We start from the raw sequence: 21,000 nt of genomic DNA on the forward strand, positions 1-21,000 counted from the left end.
CGTGACATCCAGGGGTGGCCGGGCACGAAATTATAGTTTGAAATCTTCCGGATTGTATTCGCGCAGCGGCGGTAGATTCTGCGGCGTGCGCTTGAGCGGATCATAGGAAAAGCTGCGGCATTCGCCTTCCGGTGTGCGGTACTTCCCCAATTGACAGACGCATGCCCCGTCAAAATCCGAACTGTGTGCACAGTATTCGCAGCGGACTTCGATATCACTGCGGAAAAATTTTTTGATCCCTTTCCAGGCCATGTTGCATCTCCTTTGCCGGTTGTCCTTGAAACCATACCATAGGCTAACTATTATAGCAGAATTTCTGCAAAAATTCCACTATTGCTTTGCAGTTTCGATTCGGTTGTCCTTCCGGCATTGAAGCAGGAGAAGGATGCATAGGCCGACGATGGCAACAGCGGCGGGGACGGAACCCATTAGGACGCCGTGCAGGGGCGCGGTTGTGTTGCCAAAGGCCGGCGCTGCCTCCGGAAAAAGGACACAGAGGCCAAAGGTGATCCCGCCCGCCAACAGGCCGTGAAACAGGCGAAACAGCATAAAGCGGGGTATGCTGATCGGGATGCCGGAGATCGAGGAAAGAATCTGAAAATGCACGCAGATGCCGCCCCAGCCGATGGCAAAGGAGAGGACCCATAGGGGGAGGCCCTGCTGCACCGCATCGTTGCAGCCGCCGGTCACCTCCAGCAGAATGGAAACAAAGGTGGACGCGGTGGGGGAGGAAAGAAATACCCGCAAAAGATCTAGCAAGACGGCGAACAAGATGACAAAGCAGCACATGGAGAGCATGGAGCGCGCCGCATCGGAAGCAGAGCAGATCAGCGCTTGCGCAGCGCCCATCCCCTTTTGGGAGGTAGCTTTCCCGCGTTGTTTGCGGGAGACGCCCAAGCTGCACAGAATCCCCAGGAGCAGGGACGCGGAGAGCTGTGAGGCCAAAAGGATTACGCCAGCTTGGGCGTTGCGCAAAAGGCCCGCCCCCACCACACTGAGGACGAACGCGGGGCCGGAGTTGACGCAGAAGCAGAGCATGCGCGCCGCTTCCTGCGGGGTGATTTCCCCCTCTTGGCAGAGCGCGGCCACGGCACGCGCGCCCACCGGATAGCCGCCCACCATGCTCATGACAATCGCCGCCGCTGCGCTCCCCGGCAATCCAAAGAGGATGCGGCATGGGCCGGCAGTAAGCCGGCCCATGGAAGCGGCCAGCCCGGATTTTACAACAAACACGGAGAGCGCCATAAAAGGGAAAAGGGAGGGGATCAAAATATCCACACAGTATCCAATCCCTCGTTTGGCTCCGGCCGCAGCCTGAGTGGGATAAAAGAGCAATGCCGCGGCGGCGCAAAGAACGCCGAGGGGCAGGAGCAGGCGTGCAAAGTGTTTTTTCATGGAAAGGGCCTCCCTTGTTCAAACAGGTTCGTCCCAATCATATGATGCTTTGAGCCGCGTTCAGACCCATATGCATGGACTTTTTTGGATAGAAAGTTTTATTTAGGGATTTGGCTGCATAGGTTTATGAGAGCACGATATAAAGTGAGAAAGTTTGGGGTGAGGCGGATTGGCCGAAAAAAAGATCGAAAACAAGCGACCACAGAGATTCAACAGCCTCCCCATGTCCACATATATGGAGGTCAAAGGGAATCATGAGGTCGTTTTGGAGGGATGCCGGGGAGTATTGGAATACGATACGGATGTGGTGCGCGTCCGTGCCGGGAGGATGACGCTTCGGTTTACCGGGCGCTGCCTGGTGATCCGTTGCCTGACCGCCGATTCCTTAGTCGTGGAAGGCTTCATTACCGGGATTGAATTTCTCTCCTAATACACATCCAAACTGGGAAGGGAAGGATTGTGCGTGATCGTATTGCATGCTCTCCGCTGGGTGATGGGCACCGTCCGCTTTTCCATACGCGGCGCGCCGGAACAATTTTTAAACCAGTGCGCGCGGAGCGGGATCAGCCTTTGGAATATCGAAAAAAATGAAACGTTTACCGCTTGCATTTTCGCGGGAGGTTACCGCCATTTGCTGCCGGCCGCCCGTAAAACGAAGTGCGTCTTGAAAGTGCAGGAGCGCCGGGGCATGCCGTTCCGGCTTGCGTTTCTCCGGCGCAGGAAAGGGCTGGTGGCGGGAGCGGTCCTCGCTTTCCTGCTCATTCAAGTTTTGTCGCTCCACGTTTGGAGCGTGGAGGTTTCAGGAAACGAGGGAATCCCAACGGAGCAGATCGAATCCGTGGCAGCGGAGCTGGGGCTGAAGCCCGGCGTATGGAAAAAGGACGTGCAGGCGAAACTCTTGCAGCAGCAGCTGATGAACGCCTTCCCGCAGGCGAGCTGGCTTTCCGTAAACACGTCCGGTTGCCTCGTCCAAATAGAGCTGGAGGAACTCTCGGAAAAACCGGACCTGGACACCAACAAGCGCGCCTGTAATATCCTGGCAAAGGCAACCGGGCAGATCCTTTACATGGAGGTCTATGCCGGCACACCGGAGGTGAAGGAGGGCGACGCTGTGGTGGAAGGCCAATTGCTCTTAAACGCCGTGGTGGAGGACACCTATGGACGGAGCACACTGAAGCACGCGGCGGGGAAGATCATCGCCGCGACCAAACATACCTTTACCACTCAGGTGGAGATGCAAAAGGAGATCGTACAGGAGACCGGGCATGTGGTGACGCGGCGAAGCGCAACCCTGTTTGGCCTGCGGGTTCCGCTGAGTTTTACCGGAAAGCCGGACGGCGTCTACCGTCTGGAAGCGGAGCAGGTGCGGCTCAAGGTGATGGATTCCCTATTGCCCATCTCGTTCTATACGGAGAATTGGGTGGAAGAAACGCGGCAGCCCGTGCCGCTCTCCCAGGAGGAGGCGCTGGAAAAGGCGCGCGAGGACGTCGCAATTCAACAGAAGGAACAGATCGGGGACGCCAAGATCACGGCTCAGAAGGAGACCGTTGAGGTCCGGGATGGGGTGCTGTACTATCGCGTGGATGTGGAGTGCGAAGAAAATATCGGTGTAGAGTCGGAAGTTTTTCTGCAATCTTGATTTTTTTATGAATTTTGCGGTCAAATTAATGACGAACGAATTTATGTGTGTTATAATCATTTTATTCGGATCGGTGTGAAAAGGAATGGCGCGGGTGCCGGTGTGATCGAAATTTTGCTGCGCCAGGTTGGAGATTAAGGATGTTTGAGCAAAGAATCAATATTGACCGAATGGAGCAGGCCGTGGCGCTTTTCGGCAGCTTCGATGAAAATATTAAGTTGATCGAAAATGAATATACCGTCAATGTGGTCGGACGCGGGTCGGAGATCAAGGTGAGCGGTGAACCGGAAAACGTGGCAAAGGCCGTCCGGGTGATCGAGAGCCTCTTGACCCTGATTAACCGCGGCGAAGTGTTGAGCGAACAGAATATCCGGTATTGCATTGCCCTGGTCAACGAGGGGACGGAGGAAAAGATCGAAACCCTTGCAGGGGACTGCATCTGCGTTACCTCGAAGGGCAAGCCGGTGAAGCCCAAGACCCTGGGCCAGAAAAAATATTGCAACGCGATTAAAGAGAACACCATCACCATCGGCGTTGGACCGGCGGGTACCGGAAAGACGTACCTGGCCGTTGCGCTGGCCGTCACAGCGTTCCGCGCCCAGCAGGTGAACCGGATCATCCTCACCCGCCCAGCGGTGGAGGCGGGCGAGAAATTGGGCTTTTTGCCCGGCGACCTGCAGCAGAAGGTGGATCCCTATTTGCGGCCCCTTTACGACGCATTGTTCGACATGCTGGGGGCGGAGACCTACCAGCGGTATGTAGAGCGCGGAAACATTGAGGTTGCGCCGTTGGCCTATATGCGCGGCAGAACATTGGACGACAGCTTCATCATCTTGGATGAGGCGCAGAACACCACGCCGGAGCAGATGAAAATGTTTTTGACCCGCTTGGGTTTTGGTTCCAAAATGGTCATCACCGGCGACGTCACACAGATCGATCTCCCGGATGGGCGTCATTCGGGATTGAAGGAAGCCATCAAAATCCTGCGCAATGTGGACGATATTGCACAGGTCACATTCAACGAAAAGGATGTGGTGCGCCACCGTTTGGTGCAGGATATTATCAAAGCGTATGAAAAATATCAGGAAGGCAGGCGTTAATTATCATGGAAAAAGTCAGAGTAATCATCGACAACCGGCAAAAAGCAGTAAAAATCCCCACGGGCCTGCGTATGTTGGTGCGCCGCTGCTGCAACGCAGTGCTGCGCATGGAAAATTTCAGCGAGCCCGCTGAAATCAGCGTGACGTTTGTGGACAACAAGCAGATTCAAGAGCTGAATAAGCAGTATCGCAATAAGGATATGCCTACGGATGTCCTCTCGTTCCCGATGGGCGAAAACGGCGTCTACGATGAAAACCACGCCACCGGCGCGAAGATCCTGGGGGATATTGTGATCTCCATGGAAAAGGCGGTGGAGCAGGCGGAATGCTATGGCCACGGTCTAGACCGCGAGGTCGGCTATCTCACGGCGCATTCGATGCTGCATCTGTTGGGGTATGATCATGAGCAGGGCGGCATTGACCGCGTGCGCATGCGTGAGAAGGAGGAGCAGGTGATGACGCAGCTCGGCCTGCCCGCTTCCAGCAGCTATGTTTTGGATGAGGATGAGGAGTAAACTTGCGGTTTGTTAAAAGCCTGAAATATGCCCTGCGAGGCATTGTTTACTGTATCAACAACGAACGGAACATGCGGATACATACAGTCGCTGTGCTGTATGTATTGGCTTTTTCGCCCTTCTTTGAGATGTCACGCGCGCGGTATGCCATCCTTTTGGTCACGTTCGCCCTCGTTTTGATGGCGGAGACGTTCAACACCGTGGCGGAGGAACTTTGCGACCTTGTGGCGCCCAGTTTCCACCCGGTGGTGCGGATTGTGAAGGATATGGCGGCGGGCGGCGTGCTGATTTGCGCCGGGTTTGCCGTGGGAGTCGGGGTATGCCTGTTTTGGCAGCCCGCTGCGTTCCTGCGCATCTGGCGCTATTTTTTGGACAACCCCGCCATGATCGCTGTGCTCTTGGCGAGCATCGCTTTGGCGTTGGTATACATTCTGGCAGGACCGCTCGGCATCCGGGACTTTTTCCGAAAGAAAAAGCTCCCGCGGACGCCCTAAATGCGGCAGAAAGGAAACAAAAAACGGATGGAATTGGAAACGATGCGGCCGGAGGACCGGACCGCTTTTATTGCGATCGTAGGCCGCCCCAATGTGGGAAAGAGCTCGCTTTTGAACCGGATGCTTGGGCAAAAGGTGGCCATTGTGTCCAGCAAACCCCAGACAACGCGCACGAGGATTATGGGCGTGTTGACGGAAGGGGCCGATCAGCTGGTCTTTATCGACACGCCCGGCCTGATGCGCCCGCGCAACCGGCTGGGGGATTATATGGTGCGTTCTGTGACGGAGTCCGTCTCCGGCGTGGACGCTTGCCTGCTGGTGGTGGAAGCAGGGCAGAAGATTTCCCCGGCAGACCTCGATTTGATCGAAAAATTCCGGTCGCTTGACATGCCCGCGGTGTTGGCCATCAACAAGATCGACCTCTTGCAGGACAAGAGTATCCTGATGGCGCAGATCGCAGAACTTTCCGGGCTGTTTGCGTTTGAAGCGGTGGTGCCGGTATCGGCGCAAAACGGCGACGGCGTGCGCATCCTGATGGACGAGCTCAAAAAGCTCGCCATGCCCGGCGGCCATTTCTTTGACGACGACACTCTGACCGACCAGCCCGAGCGCGTGCTGGCAGGGGAGATCATCCGCGAAAAATTGCTCCGCTTGCTGGATAAGGAGATCCCCCACGGCGTGGCCGTGGCGGTGGAGCGGATGCGCGAGCAGGAGAACGGCGTGACCGAAATCCACGCGACCATTTTCTGCGAGCGCGATTCCCACAAAGGGATCATCATCGGCAAGGGCGGTGCCATGCTGAAAAAGGTCGGTACCTATGCCCGCGAGGATATGGAGCGCTTTTTTGGCTGTAAAATCAATTTGCAGCTTTGGGTCAAGGTGAAAGAGGGTTGGCGCAACAGCGACGCGATCCTGCGGAGCCTTGGCTACGATAGCAGCAGTTTCGACACATAATTCTATAAACATATAACAGATATTACCGTTCATACCCGTTTCCCTTTTTGCACATAGTAAGCATGAACAGGTTCCACAAATCTTAGGTATTATGGAACGAAGGAGTTGCGCGAAGATTGCTTGGAAAAGGGGCGAACGGAATGGACGACTATGACGAGCAGGCGGCGTGGTCCTGCTTTACGCAGACGGGCCGCGTACAGGACTATCTGATCTACACCCAATGCAAACAGCAGAACGCCGCCCGGCAGGAGGATTCCCATGCAGATCGAGACAGACGGCCTGGTGATTATGGAGCGGCAGGTGGGTGAGAGCGACCGGCTGATTACGGTGCTCACCCGGGAGGAAGGCGTGTTGCGTGCTTTTGCGCGGAAGGCCAAGCTGCTGCGCAGCAGCAAGCTCTCCGCTACCCAGTTGCTCTGCTATTCCCGCTTCCTCATTTATAAGGGGCGGGATAAATACATAATCGACGATGCACAGCCGGTCGAAGTGTTTTTTGATCTGCGGCGCGACATCGGGAGCCTATCCCTTGCCCAGTATTTCTGTGAGCTCGCCGGTGCGCTTGCTCCACAGGAGGCTGAGGCGGGGGATTTTTTGCGTCTGCTTCTGCGGGCGTTTTACTATTTATCGAAGGGGACCCGGCCGCATTTGCTCGTCAAAGCGGCGGTGGAGATGCGGATGCTGTCCTTGGCGGGCTATATGCCGGACCTAGTCTGCTGTGCCGGCTGTGCCTGTTACGAGGCGGAGACCATGCTGTTTTTGCCGCGCAGCGGCGTCCTCTATTGCCAATCGTGTTATTCCCAGGGGGCGGAGCCGGCGGTGCCGCTTTCCCCCGGCGCGCTGACCGCACTGCGCCATACCGTATATGCGGATTTTGACAAGCTGTTTGCGTTCCGCCTTCCGGAGGAAGGGCTTTGGGAAGTGGCCAGGGCCAGCGAAGCCTATGTGCTGAACACCTTGGGGCGCAGCTTCCCCACCCTGGATTTCTATCACCAGGCGGAACCGGGCGGGAGGGCAGCGTCCGCAGAAGGAACACAAACGAAAAAAATGGATAAAGGATAGGAATGTATATGATTACCGAGCAATGTACAAAAGGATTGGAGGACAATCCGGAAGCGTGCCGGATTCGCCAGGCCGTATTTGTGGACGAACAGGGGTTTCACAACGAGTTTGATGAAATCGATCCGGAGGCCTGGCATGTGGTGCTTTGGGAGGACGGGGCTGCACTTGCGACCGGGCGCGTGTTCCCAAAGCAAGGTTCGGATGGCATTTGGACCATTGGCCGCGTGGCGGTTTTGAAACCGTACCGCGGGAAAGGGCTTGGCGCGCTGGTTGTGCAGAAGTTGGAACAGGTCGCTGCCCAGCATGGGGCCAAGGCGTTTACCCTCTCCGCCCAGGTGCGGGCGCAGGGGTTCTATGAGGCTATCGGCTACCATGCCAAGGGAGAAACCTATTTGGATGAATACTGCCCGCATGTGACCATGACAAAACCGGCGGGCGAGGAGAATCAAGAGGAACAGTCATGAGTGAAACAATGGAACGACATTTTAAGGCTTTAGAGCTGGATAAAATCTTACATTTATTGGCGGAAGAGACCTCCTGTGACGCGGCGGCGGAACTGGCGCAAAATTTGCGCCCCTCCACGTCCCTGTCCCAGGTGAAACGCCTTCTGACGGAAACGGACGAGGCCCATACCATGATGGCGCGCTTTGGTGCGCCGTCCTTTGGCGGCCTTAAGGACGTATCGAATTCCCTGCGCCGGGCGGAAGCGGGCGGTACGCTCAATATGACGGAGCTGTTGCGCATCGCCACCGTCCTGCGCACGCTGCGTGGGATTGTGGATTGGCGCAGCAAAAGCGAGGGCGTGAAGAGCATCCTCGACGACCGGTTCGATGCGATTATGCCGAATAAATACTTGGAGGACCGGATCAACCATGCAATCCTCTCCGAGGAGGAGATGGCGGACAACGCCTCCCCACAGCTGGCGACCATCCGGCGGAAGATCCGCTCCGCATCTTCGCGCGCCAGGGAACAATTGGAAAAAATGGTGCGGTCGCCGGTCACCCAAAAATACCTACAGGACCCGATCATCACCATGCGCGACGGGCGGTTCGTCGTGCCGGTCAAGGCGGAGTGCCGCGGCGATGTGCCGGGCTTGGTTCACGATACCTCCTCCTCCGGCGCAACGGTGTTCGTTGAGCCCATGGCCGTTGTGGAGGCAAACAACGAGGTCCGCGTGCTGCTCTCCCAGGAGCAGGCGGAAATGGAGCGCATCCTGGCGGAGCTCTCCGCAGAGGCGGGCAATTTTGCCAGCGGGATCATTTCCGGATACAAAGAGGCGGTGGAGCTGAACCTGATCTTTGCCAAGGCCAATTTGGGCTATAAGATGAAGGCGACCCTGCCTCTGGTCAATGACGAGGGGAAGATCGAACTCAAACGGGCGCGCCATCCGCTGATCGATAAGGAAAAGGTGGTGCCGACCGACATCGAGCTCGGCCTGCATTTTGATACCCTGGTGATCACCGGTCCGAATACCGGCGGCAAGACCGTTTCGTTGAAAACGGTTGGTTTGTTGACGCTGATGGCGATGTGCGGCCTGTTGCTGCCCGTGGCGGACAACAGCCAGATTTCGATTTTCAACCATGTGTTGGCGGATATCGGCGATGAACAGAGCATCGAGCAGTCCCTCTCGACGTTTTCCGCCCATATGACGAATATTATCAAAATCTTTGAACAGGCCGATGCATCCAGCCTGATCCTGCTGGATGAGCTCGGCGCGGGGACGGATCCGATCGAAGGCGCCGCGCTCGCCATGTCCATTTTGGAGGCATTGCGCCGCAAGGGGACGCGCATTGCGGCGACGACGCATTATGCGGAGTTGAAGGCCTATGCGTTGCAGACAGAGGGTGTGGAGAACGCCTGTTGCGAATTCGACGTGACGACGCTGCGGCCGACATACCGTCTCTTGATCGGCGTGCCGGGACGCTCCAATGCGTTTGCGATTTCCCTGCGCCTTGGCATGGACCCGGAGATCGTGGAGCACGCCAGGGAGCTGGTTTCCAGCGAGAATACCCGGTTTGAGGACGTCGTGCAGAGCTTGGAGACCAGCCGCCAGCGCCTGGAAGAGGAGCGCAAGGAGGCACAGCGCCAGCGTTTGGAGGCGGAGGAAGCCAGCCGCGCGGCAAAGGAACGCAAAGATGCCATCGACGCGCAGGCGGACCGCGAGATGGAGGAAGCCCGCCGCCGTGCCTCCGAGCTGATCGCCCGCACGCGCGGCCAGATCGACGCGATGCTCAACGAAATGGAGGAACTCAAAAAACAGAAGAATAAGGCGCTCACAGCGGAGCAAAAGGCCAAGCTGAAATCCGGCCTGCGCGCGCTGGAGAACGAGGCCGACCCGGTTCGGAAAAAGGACGAGGAAGCCTATGTCCTTCCGCGCCCCCTCAAGAAGGGCGACCCGGTGTTGATCTATGACATTGACAAGAAGGGAACGGTCCTTCAGCCCCCGGATAAGGACGGCAAGACCGCACTGGTCCAGGCGGGCATCATCCAAACGCGCGTGCCGGTCTCCAATCTGCGGCTGCTCAATGAAAAGCCGGTGAAAAAACCGCAGGGATCGGTCACCCGCAGCGTCAACCGCGCCAACGTCCGCGCGGCGATGGAGCTGGATGTGCGCGGTCAGACATCGGATGAAGCGCTGATGAATGTCGACCAGTTCATCGATTCCGCGGTGTTGGCGGGCATCAATATGCTCACCATCATCCACGGGAAAGGGACCGGCGCCCTGCGCGCCGCCGTGCAGCAGCATCTCAAGCGCCACCCCAACGTGAAGAGCTTCCGCCTGGGCACCTTTGGCGAGGGCGAAGCGGGTGTTACCATCGTAGAACTCAAGTAAAGTGAGGCCGAAAGAATGACAAAGGGGAGCGAAAAGAGCAAAATGTGGATTGCATTTGCAGTTGGTTCCGCGGTGTTCGCGGCGTTGACCTCTATTTTGGCGAAGATCGGCATCGAGGATATGGATTCCAACCTGGCGACGGCCATCCGCACCGTAGTGGTGCTGGTTTTAGCCTGGGGAATCGTATTTGCCACTGGCGCGCAGGCGGGGATTAGCCATATTTCGGCAAAAAGCTTTTTGTTCTTGATCTTGTCCGGATTGGCGACGGGGCTCTCTTGGATCTGCTATTACCATGCCATTCAAATCGGCCCTGTTTCGAAGGTGGTCCCCATCGACAAGTTCAGCGTGGTGATCACCATGGTGTTGGCCTTCCTGTTTTTACACGAAAAGGTGGACGTCAAAACGGTCTTGGGTGGAATCCTGATTACCACAGGCACGCTTGTTATGATTTTGTAGATCTCATAGACGGCATGCCCCCGGCATACGGATCATATATAAGGAATTGAGGTCCAGGCAGGCGGCTGGTCGTACTGCCTGGACCTTTTTCGAAGCTTCTGGAAAAGGAGGAATCCAAAATGGATGAGACAAAAAAGAGCAAAAAGGGTTTGGCGATTGGGATAGCGGTGGTGCTTCTGCTTCTGGCGGCTGTGGGAATCACTATCGGCCTGGCACTCAGCGACCCCTATGCCGGTACGGTACAAGCTGCCGCGCAACCGGAGACCGTCGTCATAAAGCTGGCGGAGTCGCTGCTCACCGGGGAACCAGCCGTTTTGACCAAAGAGGAGGTCAGCGGCCTGTTGGCCAGCCAGGTAGCTGGGTTGCAGGGGGGAGGATTTCAGGTGTTGGATCTGCAATGCGTATCCGTGGAGGATGGCATCGCGGAATTTTACATCCCGGTATCCTTCTCCGGCCTGCGGTTGGGGGTCAGCGCCCAGTTTACCGTGGGGTGCAACGCAGAATCGGAGACCATTTGGGCGGAGTTGCAGTCCGTTCATCTGGGAAGATTGCCAGTCAAAACCGAATGGGTGATGGGCGCTGCGGAGGCCCTGCTGCCCGCCCAGGTTTCCGTGGAAGGGAATACGCTGTCGATCCCTTCTTCGTTTTTTGACGAACAGGTCCTGGGGGGAGCGGTCGGGGTGACCGTTCAGGATTTGCGCGCCACGCCCGAGGGCTTTTTGGTACAGGTGCAAGGGAATTTGGAGCGGATTCAGAGCAGTATTGGACAATATTTGGAGCAATTTCTGTCGCCAGGGGATTGACAGAAGCGGGCATTTGTTGTATAATCTCCAACTGTAAAGGAAATGGCTTTACAGTTGGAGGGAGGGCCAGCCGTGGCAAAGGATTTGGAGATTTCCTTTCTGCTGGATTTCTACGGCGACATGCTGACGGAAAAACAGCGTGAGGTGATTGAATTCTACTACAACGAGGACCTGTCCCTTTCGGAAATCGCCGACAATGAGGGCATCACGCGCCAGGGGGTGCGCGATTCCATTAAACGCGCCGAAGCGCAGCTGCTCGATATGGAACAGCGCCTCGGTTTGGCAAAGCGGTTTCGCGAGATGCGCAGCGGGCTGGAACAGATTCGCGAGGCGGCCCAGCGCATCCAGGATTACAACAAGCACTATGTGTATTCCCGCGATCTTTCCGAGGATACACAGACGATTATAGACTTGGCGCAGAAGCTATGTGAATAGCCAGCGCGCGGGAGGGAGATACAATTTGGCATTCGAAGGACTGGCAGACAAACTTTCCGCGGCCTTTAAACGGCTGAAGTCAAAGGGAAAACTGAGCGAGGACGATGTCAAAGAGGCCATGCGAGAGGTGCGCCTTGCACTTCTGGAGGCCGACGTCAACTACAAAGTCGCTAAGGACTTTACCAAAAAAGTGACGGAACGTGCCGTCGGCGCAGAGGTCATGGAGAGCTTGACCCCAGCGCAGATGGTTGTAAAAATTGTCGATGAAGAGTTGACTGCTCTGATGGGCGGCGGCGAGACGCGTCTGGTTTCCCCGCCGAGCCCGCCCGCCATCATCATGATGTGCGGCCTGCAGGGTTCCGGTAAAACCACCCACTGCGGCAAATTGGCGAAGATGCTCAAAAGCAGGGGCCACCGGCCGCTGCTCGTGGCCGGCGATATTTACCGCCCAGCGGCCATCAAGCAGTTGCAGGTGGTGGGTTCCCAGGCAGGGGTCGCCGTGTTTGAAATGGGCACGGAAAAGCCGGTGAAGATCTGCAAAGAGGCGATCCGCCGCGCAAAGGACTACGGCAACGATTATGTCATCATCGACACCGCCGGCCGTCTGCAAATCGACGAGGTGTTGATGGAGGAACTGCACAACATCAAGGACGCGGTCCATCCGACGGACATCCTGCTGGTGGTCGATGCGATGACCGGCCAGGAAGCGGTCAACGTCGCAAAGACGTTTGACGAAAAGCTGGACATCACCGGCGTCATCCTGACCAAACTCGACGGCGATACCCGCGGCGGCGCGGCGCTCTCCGTGCGCGCGGTGACGGGCAAGCCGATCAAGTTTGCAGGTACCGGCGAAAAGCTGGACGACCTGGAAGTGTTCCATCCGGACCGCATGGCGTCCCGTATTCTCGGCATGGGCGATGTCCTGACCCTGATCGAGGAAGCCCAGGTCAAAATGGATCAGAAGGCGGCAGAGAAGGTTTCCCGCCGGATGCTGGAAAATAAAATGGACCTCAACGACCTCTTGGACCAGTTCAAGCAGGTCAAACGGATGGGTCCGCTGAAATCCGTCCTCAGCAAGATGCCGGGAATGGAAAAGCAGCTCAAGGATGTGGACATCGACGACCGCGATATGGACCGCATGGCGGCGATTATCCTTTCGATGACCAAGGAGGAGCGCGCGAAGCCCTCGATCATCAACCCGTCCCGCAAACGCCGGATTGCGGCAGGCAGCGGCATGCGTGTCGAGGATGTCAATCGCCTTCTGCGGCAGTTTGAGCAGACGCAGAAGCTCATCAAGCAGCTCCGTGGAAAAGGCGGAAGACGCCGTTTCGGTTTTTAAAAGGTGATCTTACCAAAACTTTTGGTGGAGATAGAATGATTCTATTTTGGAGGTGAACATCAATATGGCAGTAAAGATCAGACTGCGCAGAATGGGCGCGAAGAAAGCTCCGTTCTACCGCATTGTTGTTGCAGATTCCCGTTATCCGCGCGATGGCCGTTTCATTGAGGAGATCGGTACGTACGATCCGATGCAGGAGCCTTCCGTCGTGAAGGTTGATGCAGAAAAGGCAAAGAAGTGGATTTCCAACGGCGCACAGCCGACCGACACCGTGAAGACGCTGTTCAAGAAGAACGGCATCCTGTAAAGGAGGCAATGCGTTGTATACGGAGGTTAACATGAAGGAACTGCTGATTGCAATTGCTCAGGGCCTTGTGGAAGACCCCACCGCTGTGAACGTCGATGTCGACGATTCCGCGGAGGACGGTTCCATTGTGTACCATCTGCATGTTGCAGAGGCGGACATGGGCCGGGTCATCGGCAAGCAGGGGCGCATCGCAAAGGCGATCCGCGTAGTGATGCGTGCCGCAGCAACCCGCACCAACAGCAAGATTTCTGTCGAAATCGACTGAGCATAAAAAGGAGGGCAGACATGCGTCCGCTCTCTTTTTTGTTATCTGCAAAGGAGGAAACAAGATGCGCAAGCAATTTTTAGAGGCAGGCCGCGTCGTGGGGACGCATGGTGTCAAAGGGGAATTGCGTGTAGAGCCATGGTGCGATTCCGCAGCTTTTTTGGCAAAGATACACACGTTGTATTGGGATCGTGGGAGTGAAGAATTGCAGGTGGTTTCCTCGCGCGTGCATAAAAGCCTGCTGCTTCTGAAGCTGGAGGGCGTGGACACGGTGGAAGAAGCGGATGCCTTGCGCGGCCGGATCCTCTATTTAAACCGTGCGGATGTCAAATTGCCAAAAGATCGCTATTTTGTGCAGGATATGCTCGGTCTGACCGTCCTGGATGCGGATACAGGCAGGCGGTACGGCTTATTGACCGAAGTCATGCCAACGGGCGCGAACGACGTCTATCAGGTCACCGGGGACGACAAGGTGAATTATCTGGTTCCTGCTATCCCGGATGTGATCGTCGATGTGGACATCGACGGGGGGATTATGAAGATTCGGCCCATGAGGGGGATTTTTGACGATGCGGATTGATATCCTCACGCTTTTTCCAGAGATGTGCGAGACCGTCATGGCGGAAAGCATCATCGGGCGTGCCCGCAAGCGCGGGGCGGTGCAGGTGTGTTGTCACCAAATCCGCGATTTTGCATATGATAAACATAACCGGGTAGACGATACACTGTTCGGCGGTGGGATGGGAATGCTGATGATGGCAGAGCCCATCGCTTTGTGCATGGACGACCTGGTGGAACAATTGGGGAAAAAGCCCCATGTTCTGTACATGTCCCCCCAAGGGAGCGTTCTATCCCAAGAGAAAGTGAAAGAATTGGCAATGTATGAGAATATTGCCATTCTATGTGGGCATTATGAGGGTGTGGACGAGCGCGTGCTGGAAGCTTATGTCGACGAGGAAATCTCGATTGGCGACTATGTGCTGACGGGAGGCGAACTTCCTGCCCTGGTGGTTGCGGACGCTGTGTGCCGCATGAAAGACGGCGTCCTGTCCAACGACGTTTGTTTTGAAGAGGAGAGCCATTACAACGGCCTGCTGGAATATCCGCAGTACACCCGCCCGGCAACGTGGCGCGGGAGGAGCGTCCCTCCGGTGCTTTTGTCGGGGAACCACGCAGCGATCGCAAAATGGCGCCGGGAGCAATCACTTTTGCGCACATTGCACAAACGGCCAGACTTGCTCGCCGCGGCGGAGCTGACAAAACAGGACAAAAAATATTTAGTATCGTTGGAAACTCATGTGGAAAAAGAATAGATACTTATACAATTTGTCTGATTTTGGAAGATTTGATTTTTCAAAAATATGGAATACGGCACAAAAGTTTTCAACATTCATAGCAAGATGCACAAAGGTCGCGGGGACAAAAAAGCTCCAATTCGGTTATCAATCCAAAGTTTTTTCAAATTTATTGACGGCCTTCCGAATTGTGATATAATAACTCCATGATCTGGTTTACAGGGTCTTAATTGTATTTTAATTTGGTTTGGTTGGAATGGTTTTGACTTTGATTTTGTTTTAGGAGTGAGTAAGAATGTGCGTTAAAGAGGTTTTGGTTCAGAATCAGGTGGGTCTCCATGCACGTCCGGCGACGTTCTTCATCCAGAAGGCAAATGAGTATAAATCTTCGATCTGGGTGGAGAAGGAAGAGAGACGCGTCAATGCAAAGAGCTTGCTGGGCGTCCTTTCCCTTGGTATCGTAGGGGGCACGTCGATTCGCATTATTGCGGACGGTCCCGATGAGGAAGAAGCTGTAGAAAACCTGGTGGATCTGGTAAAATCCGGTTTTGCTGAGTAATTTTTTGAGAGCCGGGAAGATCTAAAGGTGTGTGGATGCACCTGTGTGCCAAGTTCAGTCCTTGGAACAAGATGAAAAAAGAACGCCCGATGGGCGTTCTATTTTTTTATGACGTCTTGTTTCAGACGGAATATAACCGGTGGGCTGTTTCAATTATCTTGTATTGATCGACCTTGCCCGATAAAACCGGAATGAACCATTTTGCAGGAGGGAGGGACGGCCGTGGAAGAGCAGGAGAAACATTTGGAGCATATCCGGAAACTGCGAAAAAAGGCCATGCGCTTGCCATTACACCCCGGTGTGTATATCATGCACGACAAAACAGGGAAGATCATCTATATTGGAAAAGCCAAGGCGCTGAAAAACCGCGTCAGCCAGTATTTTGGCAGTGAAAAGAATCACGACAAAAAAGTCCGCCAGATGGTCAGCAACGTGGAGGACTTTGAATATATCCTCACCGACAGCGAATTCGAAGCCCTGGTGCTGGAATGCAGCCTTATCAAGCAGCATACCCCAAAGTATAACATCCTTTTGAAGGACGACAAGGGGTACCATTACATTAAGGTGACGCGCGGACCCTGGCCGCGCATCTCGCAGGCGAAGCAGATGTTGGACGACGATGCGGACTATATCGGTCCGTTTGTCAGCTCCTGGGCCACGAAGGAGACTGTGGACGAAGCGCTGAAAATCTTCCGCCTGCCCTCGTGTTCCCGCAAATTCCCCCAGGATATTGGAAAGGGGCGGCCGTGCTTAAACTATTATATCAAGCAGTGCAGCGCACCCTGCCAGGGCAAAATTTCGCAGGCGGATTACCGGGAAGCGGTCAAGGAAGCGATCGATTTTCTGCGCGGCGGAAGTGCGGAATGCGTGCGGAACCTGACGAAAAAAATGGAAGAGGCGGCGGAGAACCTTGAATTTGAACGCGCCGCGCGCATCCGTGATCGCCTTGCGGCAATCAAGCGCATGGGCGACCGTCAGAAGGTGGTGGCCTTAAAGGTCCCGGAACAGGATATCATCGCCTTGGCGCAGGGCCCGGAGCGGAATTGCTTTGAAGTGTTCCGCTTTATGAATGGCCGCCTGTGCGACCGGGAAACGTATTTGATGGGGGAGATTGGCGAGCCAGAAGCTGCACGAAGCGAGTTTATGGAGCGCTATTATTCCATGCGCGACCGCGTGCCGCCGCGCGTAAGCCTCGATGGACCGGCATCGGATATGGAGCTGCTCTCGGAATGGCTGAGCCAAAAGGCCGGGCGGAAGGTCCTGGTATACGTCCCGCAAAAGGGCGAGCAGGCCCAGCTGGTGGAGATGTGCCGCAACAATGCGGCGGAGCAGTTGGCGCAGTCGGTCGGGCGGACGGGGCGGGAAGCCTCCGCGCTGGACGAGCTGGCCCGCTTGTTGGGAATGGCGCATCCCCCTGCCTATATCGAAGCGTATGACATCAGCAACCTGGCTGGCGGGGATAATGTCGCAGGAATGGTGGTGTTTGAAAATGGCCGCCCACTTAAAAGTGCGTACCGTAAGTTCAAGATCAAAACGGTTGTGGGGCAGGACGACTACGGCTCCATGCGGGAAGTGATCGGGCGCCGTTTGCAGGAATACTTCGCAAACAAGGACAGCGGCGAAGGCTTTGGCCGCCTGCCGGACCTAATCTTGCTGGACGGCGGCAAGGGGCATGTGGCGGCGGTGAAGCCAATTTTGGAGGCGTCCGGGCTGGACATTGCGCTGTTCGGTATGGTCAAGGACGACAAACACCGTACGCGGGCCATTGCAGAGGACGGCGGGGAAATCGCCATCAACTCCAACCGGAAGGCGTTTACGCTGGTTTCCTCCATTCAGGAGGAGGTCCACCGCTTTGCGATCGGGTATCACCGCCAGACGCGGAAAAAGAACACCCTGACCACCACCCTGACCGAAATTGAAGGGATTGGGGAAACGCGCGCACGCGCCCTCCTGCGGCATTTCCGCACCTTGACGGCAATCCGCCAGGCGGATCTTGCAGAGTTGGAAACCGCTCCAGGGATGACAAAACCGGCGGCTAAGAAGGTCTACGAGTATTTCCATGGGGAAGAACCTTCAGACACACCATCGGTATTGTTCTGAGCGGTTTGCCTTGCGCTTGACAGATGCAACAGATAATGGGATAATAAAAGGACAATTTTACATCTTCGATTTTTGAAGGAGTATGTATATGCGAATTATTACTGGATCAGCCCGTGGGAGGCGCCTCTTAACGCTGGAAGGCGAGGACGTCCGTCCGACAACGGAGCGGGTGAAGGAGGCTTTGTTTAGCATCCTACAGTTTCAAATAGAGGGGCGGCGTGTGCTGGATCTATTTGCGGGTTCCGGGCAACTGGGCCTGGAGGCGCTCAGCCGCGGCGCACGCGAAGCAGTCTTTGTGGATGCGGGAAAAGAACCCATTTCCATTGTAGAAAAGAACCTTGCTAACACCGGTTTAGGAGAACACGCCAAAGTTTTGCATATGGATTATGCGGCGTTCCTCTTGCGGCGAAACGATCCCTTTGATATTGCATTCCTAGATCCACCCTACCGGACAGGCCTTTTGCAAAAGGCGCTCCCGATGACTGCCGCGATTATGAATAAGGGCGGCGTCATTGTATGTGAGCATCCGGTTGACGAGGAAGTCCCGGATACGGCGGGGGATTTTGAAAGGAAGCGCGATTACCGTTATGGGAAAATTTTATTGACGGTATACCGGCATAGGGATTTATGATAGGGCAGTTCTATGAGGGACGAGTTTGGAAAGGAAGAACGCTATGAAACTTGCAATTTGCCCGGGAAGCTTTGACCCGGTCACAATTGGGCATCTTGATATTATTGGGCGAGCTAGGAAAATCTTTGACCATGTGATTGTCGCCGTGATGGTAAATCCTGAAAAACATACCATGTTTACCACTGAAGAGCGGATCGCGCTGATTCAGAAATGTACAAAGGACATGGAAGATGTAGAAGTGGTCAGCTTTGACGGGCTTTTGGCGGACTATGCCAAGATGCGTGGGGCAACTGCGATTGTCAAGGGGTTGCGCGCGATGTCCGACTTCGAATATGAATTCCAGCAAGCGCTTACAAACCGGAAGCTCAACCCGGAACTGGAAACCGTTTTCATGATTACAAGGGCGGAAAACATGTTCCTGAGTTCTAGTATTGTCAAACAGATCGCCAGCTTTGGCGGCGATGTGTCTAATTTTGTACCGGCGTGCATTTTGGACGACATCAAGGAAAGAATCTATGCCGCAAAGAAGTGAAGCGCCTTGGTTGGGGACCCGTTTTCCCAATAGATAACACTGCGGCTCTCGGAAAGGAATGATCGAGACGATGAACGTAGAAGAATTGATCGATGAACTGTATGAGATGGTAGAGAAGGCGTGGAACCTTCCACTCAGCCGCGGCCGAGCGGTGCTGGATGGGGAAGAGGTCAAACAAATTTTGGATGAGATCCGCGAGAATCTGCCCCAGGAGCTGCTCAAAGCAAAGGCGATTGTTGCGGATCGCAACCAGATCATCAGCACGGCGAAGATGGAGGCCGAAACCAAGATCCGCGTGGCAGAGGAGCGCGCCCGGGCCATGGTCAATCAGGATGAAATTGTTAAACAGGCACAACAGAAGGCAAATGACCTGCTGACGCAGACGCAGATAAAAACGCGTGAGATGCGCAAAGCGGCCAACGAATATGTGGATGATTTGATGCGCCGCACGGATGAGGCGCTTGCCGCCAACCTTGCAGAGCTGCGCAAAACCCGCCAAAACATCAAAGCAACGCAGCGTTCCGGTCAAAATTGATCGAATGAATTGTATTGTTCCACTAGAAAAGTATGGTAATATTTGGATAATATAGAAAAAATTAATTTTTTCTTGAAAACGCACCACAAGATCTTGTGGTGCGTTTTTTTATACCACTAGATAAGCGGATTTCGTCCAAAAGAAGATTGGGATTTGTCGAATTGGTTGACATAATCAAAATAAATTAGTTGCATTTTTGTTACGAATCGAGTATAATCGTAATCAATAAGTGGAGGAAGGTGGGGCGAAATAGTAAGATGTGGTTTATAAACCCATCGTTCGCCCTGGAAAGGCGTTGCAATTATGTTGATCGGCGAATACCAACATAATATTGACGCGAAAGGCCGCGTGATTGTCCCCGCCCGGTTCCGGGAGGATCTGGGCGAGCGTTTTTATGTCACAAAAGGCCTAGATCACTGTCTGTTTGTCCTTCCCCCCACTGAATGGACCAAGTTGCAGGAAAAAATCATGGCGATGCCCATGGGAAAGGCCCGTGGGATCCAGCGCTTTTTCTTCTCCGGAGCCGCAGAAGTGGAGCCGGACAAGCAGGGGCGTATCCTGCTCCCACAGCACTTGCGGGAGTATGCGGGATTGGAAAAGGATGTGGCTTTTATCGGGACTTCTAACCGGGCAGAGATTTGGGATGCCCAGCGGTGGGCTTCCTTTAATGCAGAGCTAGATGATAGCAGCTTGATTGCCGTCATGGAAGAGTTGCAGTTCTAAGTTTGAATGGAAAACCAAAAAGAGCGCTTCCAGATGCCTGTCCATCGTAAAACAAACCCAAAAACCGGAGGCACATAAGGATGGAATTTCAGCATAAACCCGTGTTGTTTGATGAGGCAATCGCCTCTTTGGAGATTCGCCCCGACGGGGTTTATATTGATGGAACCGCAGGCGGTGGGGGGCACTCCAAGGCGATTGCAGACCGCCTGACAACCGGAACGCTGCTCTCCATCGACCAAGATCCGGACGCGGTTGCCGTGGTCAAGGAACGGTTAAAGGGGATGGCGTGTTCGACCGTCGTACGCGCGAATTTCAGCGATATGGACCGCGTGGCGCGGGAGAGGGGCCTTGTGCCTGTGGATGGCGTTCTGCTGGATATCGGTGTCTCCTCCTATCAGCTGGATACGCCGGAGCGTGGGTTCTCCTATCATTCCGATGCACCGCTCGATATGCGTATGAGCAAGCAGGGGCCCAGCGCCAAGGATTTGGTGAATACCCTGTCCTGGCAGGAGCTGGCGGAGATCATCAGCCGCTACGGGGAAGACCGCAATGCAAAAAGCATTGCCAAGGGGATCGTCCGTGCCCGTGAGGATGGGCCGATCGAGACCACCGGGCAGCTGGCAGAGATCATTAAAGCGTCCGTTCCCGCAGCTGTGCGCAGGGAACAAGGGCATCCGGCCAGGAAAACATTCCAGGCGCTGCGCATCGAAGTAAACGGCGAGTTGGATGCGCTGTCCGATGGGTTGGACGCTGCGTTCTCTATCCTGAAGCCGGGTGGGCGCCTGGCAGTCATCACCTTTCATTCCTTAGAGGATCGGATGGTGAAACAACGTATGGCATCTTGGTGCCAGGGTTGCACATGTCCACTGGATTTTCCGGTGTGTGTATGTGGAAAAAAGCCGAAGGCGAAGCTGCTCTATAAAAAGGGGCTTGCTCCAACCGAGGCGGAATTGGAACAGAATCCCAGAAGCCGCAGCGCGCGGCTGCGGGTTTGCATCAAACTTTGATTTTGTAAAGAAATGAGGAAAGAA

27 protein-coding genes are annotated in these 21,000 nt (G+C 55.1%); 25 read left to right on the forward strand and 2 right to left on the reverse strand.

Going from position 1 to position 21,000, the window contains the following annotated elements; all coding sequences use genetic code 11:
- Positions 1 to 30 precede the first annotated feature (30 nt).
- Together I2G69_RS07020 and I2G69_RS07025 are read right to left on the reverse strand one after the other, a co-directional pair.
- Positions 31 to 252, reverse strand: coding sequence for a hypothetical protein (locus I2G69_RS07020; protein WP_087235280.1), 222 nt, complete (start codon positions 250 to 252; stop codon positions 31 to 33).
- A gap of 78 nt (positions 253 to 330) precedes the next feature.
- Positions 331 to 1,395, reverse strand: coding sequence for a sporulation protein (locus I2G69_RS07025; protein WP_195560500.1), 1,065 nt, complete (start codon positions 1,393 to 1,395; stop codon positions 331 to 333).
- A gap of 169 nt (positions 1,396 to 1,564) precedes the next feature.
- Between I2G69_RS07025 and I2G69_RS07030 the strand changes: the two genes are divergently transcribed.
- From I2G69_RS07030 to rsmH, 25 genes are all read left to right on the forward strand, one after another.
- Positions 1,565 to 1,825 (forward strand): YabP/YqfC family sporulation protein, encoded by a 261-nt coding sequence (locus I2G69_RS07030; protein WP_243252596.1) that lies wholly within the window; start codon positions 1,565 to 1,567, stop codon positions 1,823 to 1,825.
- A 33-nt stretch (positions 1,826 to 1,858) separates the two neighbouring features.
- Complete coding sequence (locus I2G69_RS07035) at positions 1,859 to 3,034, forward strand: sporulation protein YqfD (protein WP_195560501.1); 1,176 nt, start codon at positions 1,859 to 1,861, stop codon at positions 3,032 to 3,034.
- 140 nt (positions 3,035 to 3,174) lie between these two features.
- On the forward strand, positions 3,175 to 4,134 hold the full coding sequence (locus I2G69_RS07040) for a PhoH family protein (protein WP_087234830.1): 960 nt from the start codon (positions 3,175 to 3,177) through the stop codon (positions 4,132 to 4,134).
- Positions 4,135 to 4,139: 5 nt separating this feature from the next.
- Positions 4,140 to 4,649: an rRNA maturation RNase YbeY gene (ybeY, locus tag I2G69_RS07045; protein ID WP_087234829.1), complete on the forward strand. Its 510-nt coding sequence runs from the start codon at positions 4,140 to 4,142 to the stop codon at positions 4,647 to 4,649.
- 2 nt (positions 4,650 to 4,651) lie between these two features.
- Entirely contained in the window at positions 4,652 to 5,143 is a 492-nt protein-coding gene (locus I2G69_RS07050) for a diacylglycerol kinase family protein (RefSeq protein WP_191362443.1), read from the forward strand.
- Between the two features lie 27 nt (positions 5,144 to 5,170).
- Positions 5,171 to 6,097: a GTPase Era gene (gene era / locus I2G69_RS07055; RefSeq protein ID WP_087234835.1), complete on the forward strand. Its 927-nt coding sequence runs from the start codon at positions 5,171 to 5,173 to the stop codon at positions 6,095 to 6,097.
- A gap of 140 nt (positions 6,098 to 6,237) precedes the next feature.
- Positions 6,238 to 6,405 (forward strand): hypothetical protein, encoded by a 168-nt coding sequence (locus I2G69_RS07060; RefSeq protein WP_191362441.1) that lies wholly within the window; start codon positions 6,238 to 6,240, stop codon positions 6,403 to 6,405.
- Positions 6,356 to 7,156 (forward strand): DNA repair protein RecO, encoded by an 801-nt coding sequence (recO, locus tag I2G69_RS07065; RefSeq protein ID WP_195560502.1) that lies wholly within the window; start codon positions 6,356 to 6,358, stop codon positions 7,154 to 7,156. The genes I2G69_RS07060 and recO overlap by 50 nt, the downstream gene beginning before the upstream one ends.
- A gap of 8 nt (positions 7,157 to 7,164) precedes the next feature.
- On the forward strand, positions 7,165 to 7,620 hold the full coding sequence (locus I2G69_RS07070; protein ID WP_243254911.1) for a GNAT family N-acetyltransferase: 456 nt from the start codon (positions 7,165 to 7,167) through the stop codon (positions 7,618 to 7,620).
- Positions 7,621 to 7,628: 8 nt separating this feature from the next.
- Positions 7,629 to 9,989 carry an endonuclease MutS2 gene (locus I2G69_RS07075; protein WP_087234834.1) on the forward strand — a complete coding sequence of 787 codons (2,361 nt, stop codon included), beginning with the start codon at positions 7,629 to 7,631 and terminating at the stop codon, positions 9,987 to 9,989.
- Between the two features lie 42 nt (positions 9,990 to 10,031).
- Positions 10,032 to 10,445 (forward strand): EamA family transporter, encoded by a 414-nt coding sequence (locus I2G69_RS07080; RefSeq protein ID WP_195560536.1) that lies wholly within the window; start codon positions 10,032 to 10,034, stop codon positions 10,443 to 10,445.
- A 119-nt stretch (positions 10,446 to 10,564) separates the two neighbouring features.
- Positions 10,565 to 11,248 carry a hypothetical protein gene (locus I2G69_RS07085; protein WP_195560503.1) on the forward strand — a complete coding sequence of 228 codons (684 nt, stop codon included), beginning with the start codon at positions 10,565 to 10,567 and terminating at the stop codon, positions 11,246 to 11,248.
- 72 nt (positions 11,249 to 11,320) lie between these two features.
- A complete protein-coding gene (gene ylxM / locus I2G69_RS07090; RefSeq protein ID WP_087234824.1) occupies positions 11,321 to 11,683 on the forward strand; it encodes a YlxM family DNA-binding protein in 363 nt (120 codons plus the stop codon).
- Between the two features lie 25 nt (positions 11,684 to 11,708).
- Positions 11,709 to 13,022, forward strand: a complete 1,314-nt coding sequence (ffh, locus tag I2G69_RS07095) for a signal recognition particle protein (RefSeq protein ID WP_087234823.1) — start codon at positions 11,709 to 11,711, stop codon at positions 13,020 to 13,022.
- 64 nt (positions 13,023 to 13,086) lie between these two features.
- Positions 13,087 to 13,329, forward strand: a complete 243-nt coding sequence (gene rpsP / locus I2G69_RS07100) for a 30S ribosomal protein S16 (protein WP_054324378.1) — start codon at positions 13,087 to 13,089, stop codon at positions 13,327 to 13,329.
- A gap of 31 nt (positions 13,330 to 13,360) precedes the next feature.
- Entirely contained in the window at positions 13,361 to 13,594 is a 234-nt protein-coding gene (locus I2G69_RS07105; protein ID WP_054324403.1) for a KH domain-containing protein, read from the forward strand.
- Between the two features lie 64 nt (positions 13,595 to 13,658).
- Complete coding sequence (gene rimM, locus I2G69_RS07110) at positions 13,659 to 14,174, forward strand: ribosome maturation factor RimM (RefSeq protein WP_087234822.1); 516 nt, start codon at positions 13,659 to 13,661, stop codon at positions 14,172 to 14,174.
- Positions 14,164 to 14,907 (forward strand): tRNA (guanosine(37)-N1)-methyltransferase TrmD, encoded by a 744-nt coding sequence (trmD, locus tag I2G69_RS07115; protein ID WP_087234821.1) that lies wholly within the window; start codon positions 14,164 to 14,166, stop codon positions 14,905 to 14,907. Before rimM ends, trmD begins: the two co-directional genes overlap by 11 nt.
- A gap of 277 nt (positions 14,908 to 15,184) precedes the next feature.
- Positions 15,185 to 15,448 (forward strand): HPr family phosphocarrier protein, encoded by a 264-nt coding sequence (locus I2G69_RS07120; protein WP_087234820.1) that lies wholly within the window; start codon positions 15,185 to 15,187, stop codon positions 15,446 to 15,448.
- A gap of 222 nt (positions 15,449 to 15,670) precedes the next feature.
- Positions 15,671 to 17,548 carry an excinuclease ABC subunit UvrC gene (gene uvrC / locus I2G69_RS07125; protein WP_330610152.1) on the forward strand — a complete coding sequence of 626 codons (1,878 nt, stop codon included), beginning with the start codon at positions 15,671 to 15,673 and terminating at the stop codon, positions 17,546 to 17,548.
- Positions 17,549 to 17,636: 88 nt separating this feature from the next.
- On the forward strand, positions 17,637 to 18,179 hold the full coding sequence (gene rsmD / locus I2G69_RS07130; RefSeq protein WP_191362437.1) for a 16S rRNA (guanine(966)-N(2))-methyltransferase RsmD: 543 nt from the start codon (positions 17,637 to 17,639) through the stop codon (positions 18,177 to 18,179).
- Positions 18,180 to 18,222: 43 nt separating this feature from the next.
- On the forward strand, positions 18,223 to 18,711 hold the full coding sequence (gene coaD / locus I2G69_RS07135) for a pantetheine-phosphate adenylyltransferase (RefSeq protein WP_087234818.1): 489 nt from the start codon (positions 18,223 to 18,225) through the stop codon (positions 18,709 to 18,711).
- 70 nt (positions 18,712 to 18,781) lie between these two features.
- Complete coding sequence (locus I2G69_RS07140; protein WP_054324402.1) at positions 18,782 to 19,246, forward strand: hypothetical protein; 465 nt, start codon at positions 18,782 to 18,784, stop codon at positions 19,244 to 19,246.
- A gap of 303 nt (positions 19,247 to 19,549) precedes the next feature.
- Positions 19,550 to 19,969 carry a division/cell wall cluster transcriptional repressor MraZ gene (gene mraZ, locus I2G69_RS07145; protein WP_087234817.1) on the forward strand — a complete coding sequence of 140 codons (420 nt, stop codon included), beginning with the start codon at positions 19,550 to 19,552 and terminating at the stop codon, positions 19,967 to 19,969.
- A gap of 80 nt (positions 19,970 to 20,049) precedes the next feature.
- Positions 20,050 to 20,976 carry a 16S rRNA (cytosine(1402)-N(4))-methyltransferase RsmH gene (gene rsmH, locus I2G69_RS07150; RefSeq protein WP_195560504.1) on the forward strand — a complete coding sequence of 309 codons (927 nt, stop codon included), beginning with the start codon at positions 20,050 to 20,052 and terminating at the stop codon, positions 20,974 to 20,976.
- The last annotated feature ends 24 nt before the right edge of the window (positions 20,977 to 21,000 follow it).

It is taken from the genome of Anaeromassilibacillus sp. D41t1_190614_C2 (assembly GCF_015558525.1).
GTDB classification, from domain to species: domain Bacteria; phylum Bacillota; class Clostridia; order Oscillospirales; family Acutalibacteraceae; genus Anaeromassilibacillus; species Anaeromassilibacillus stercoravium.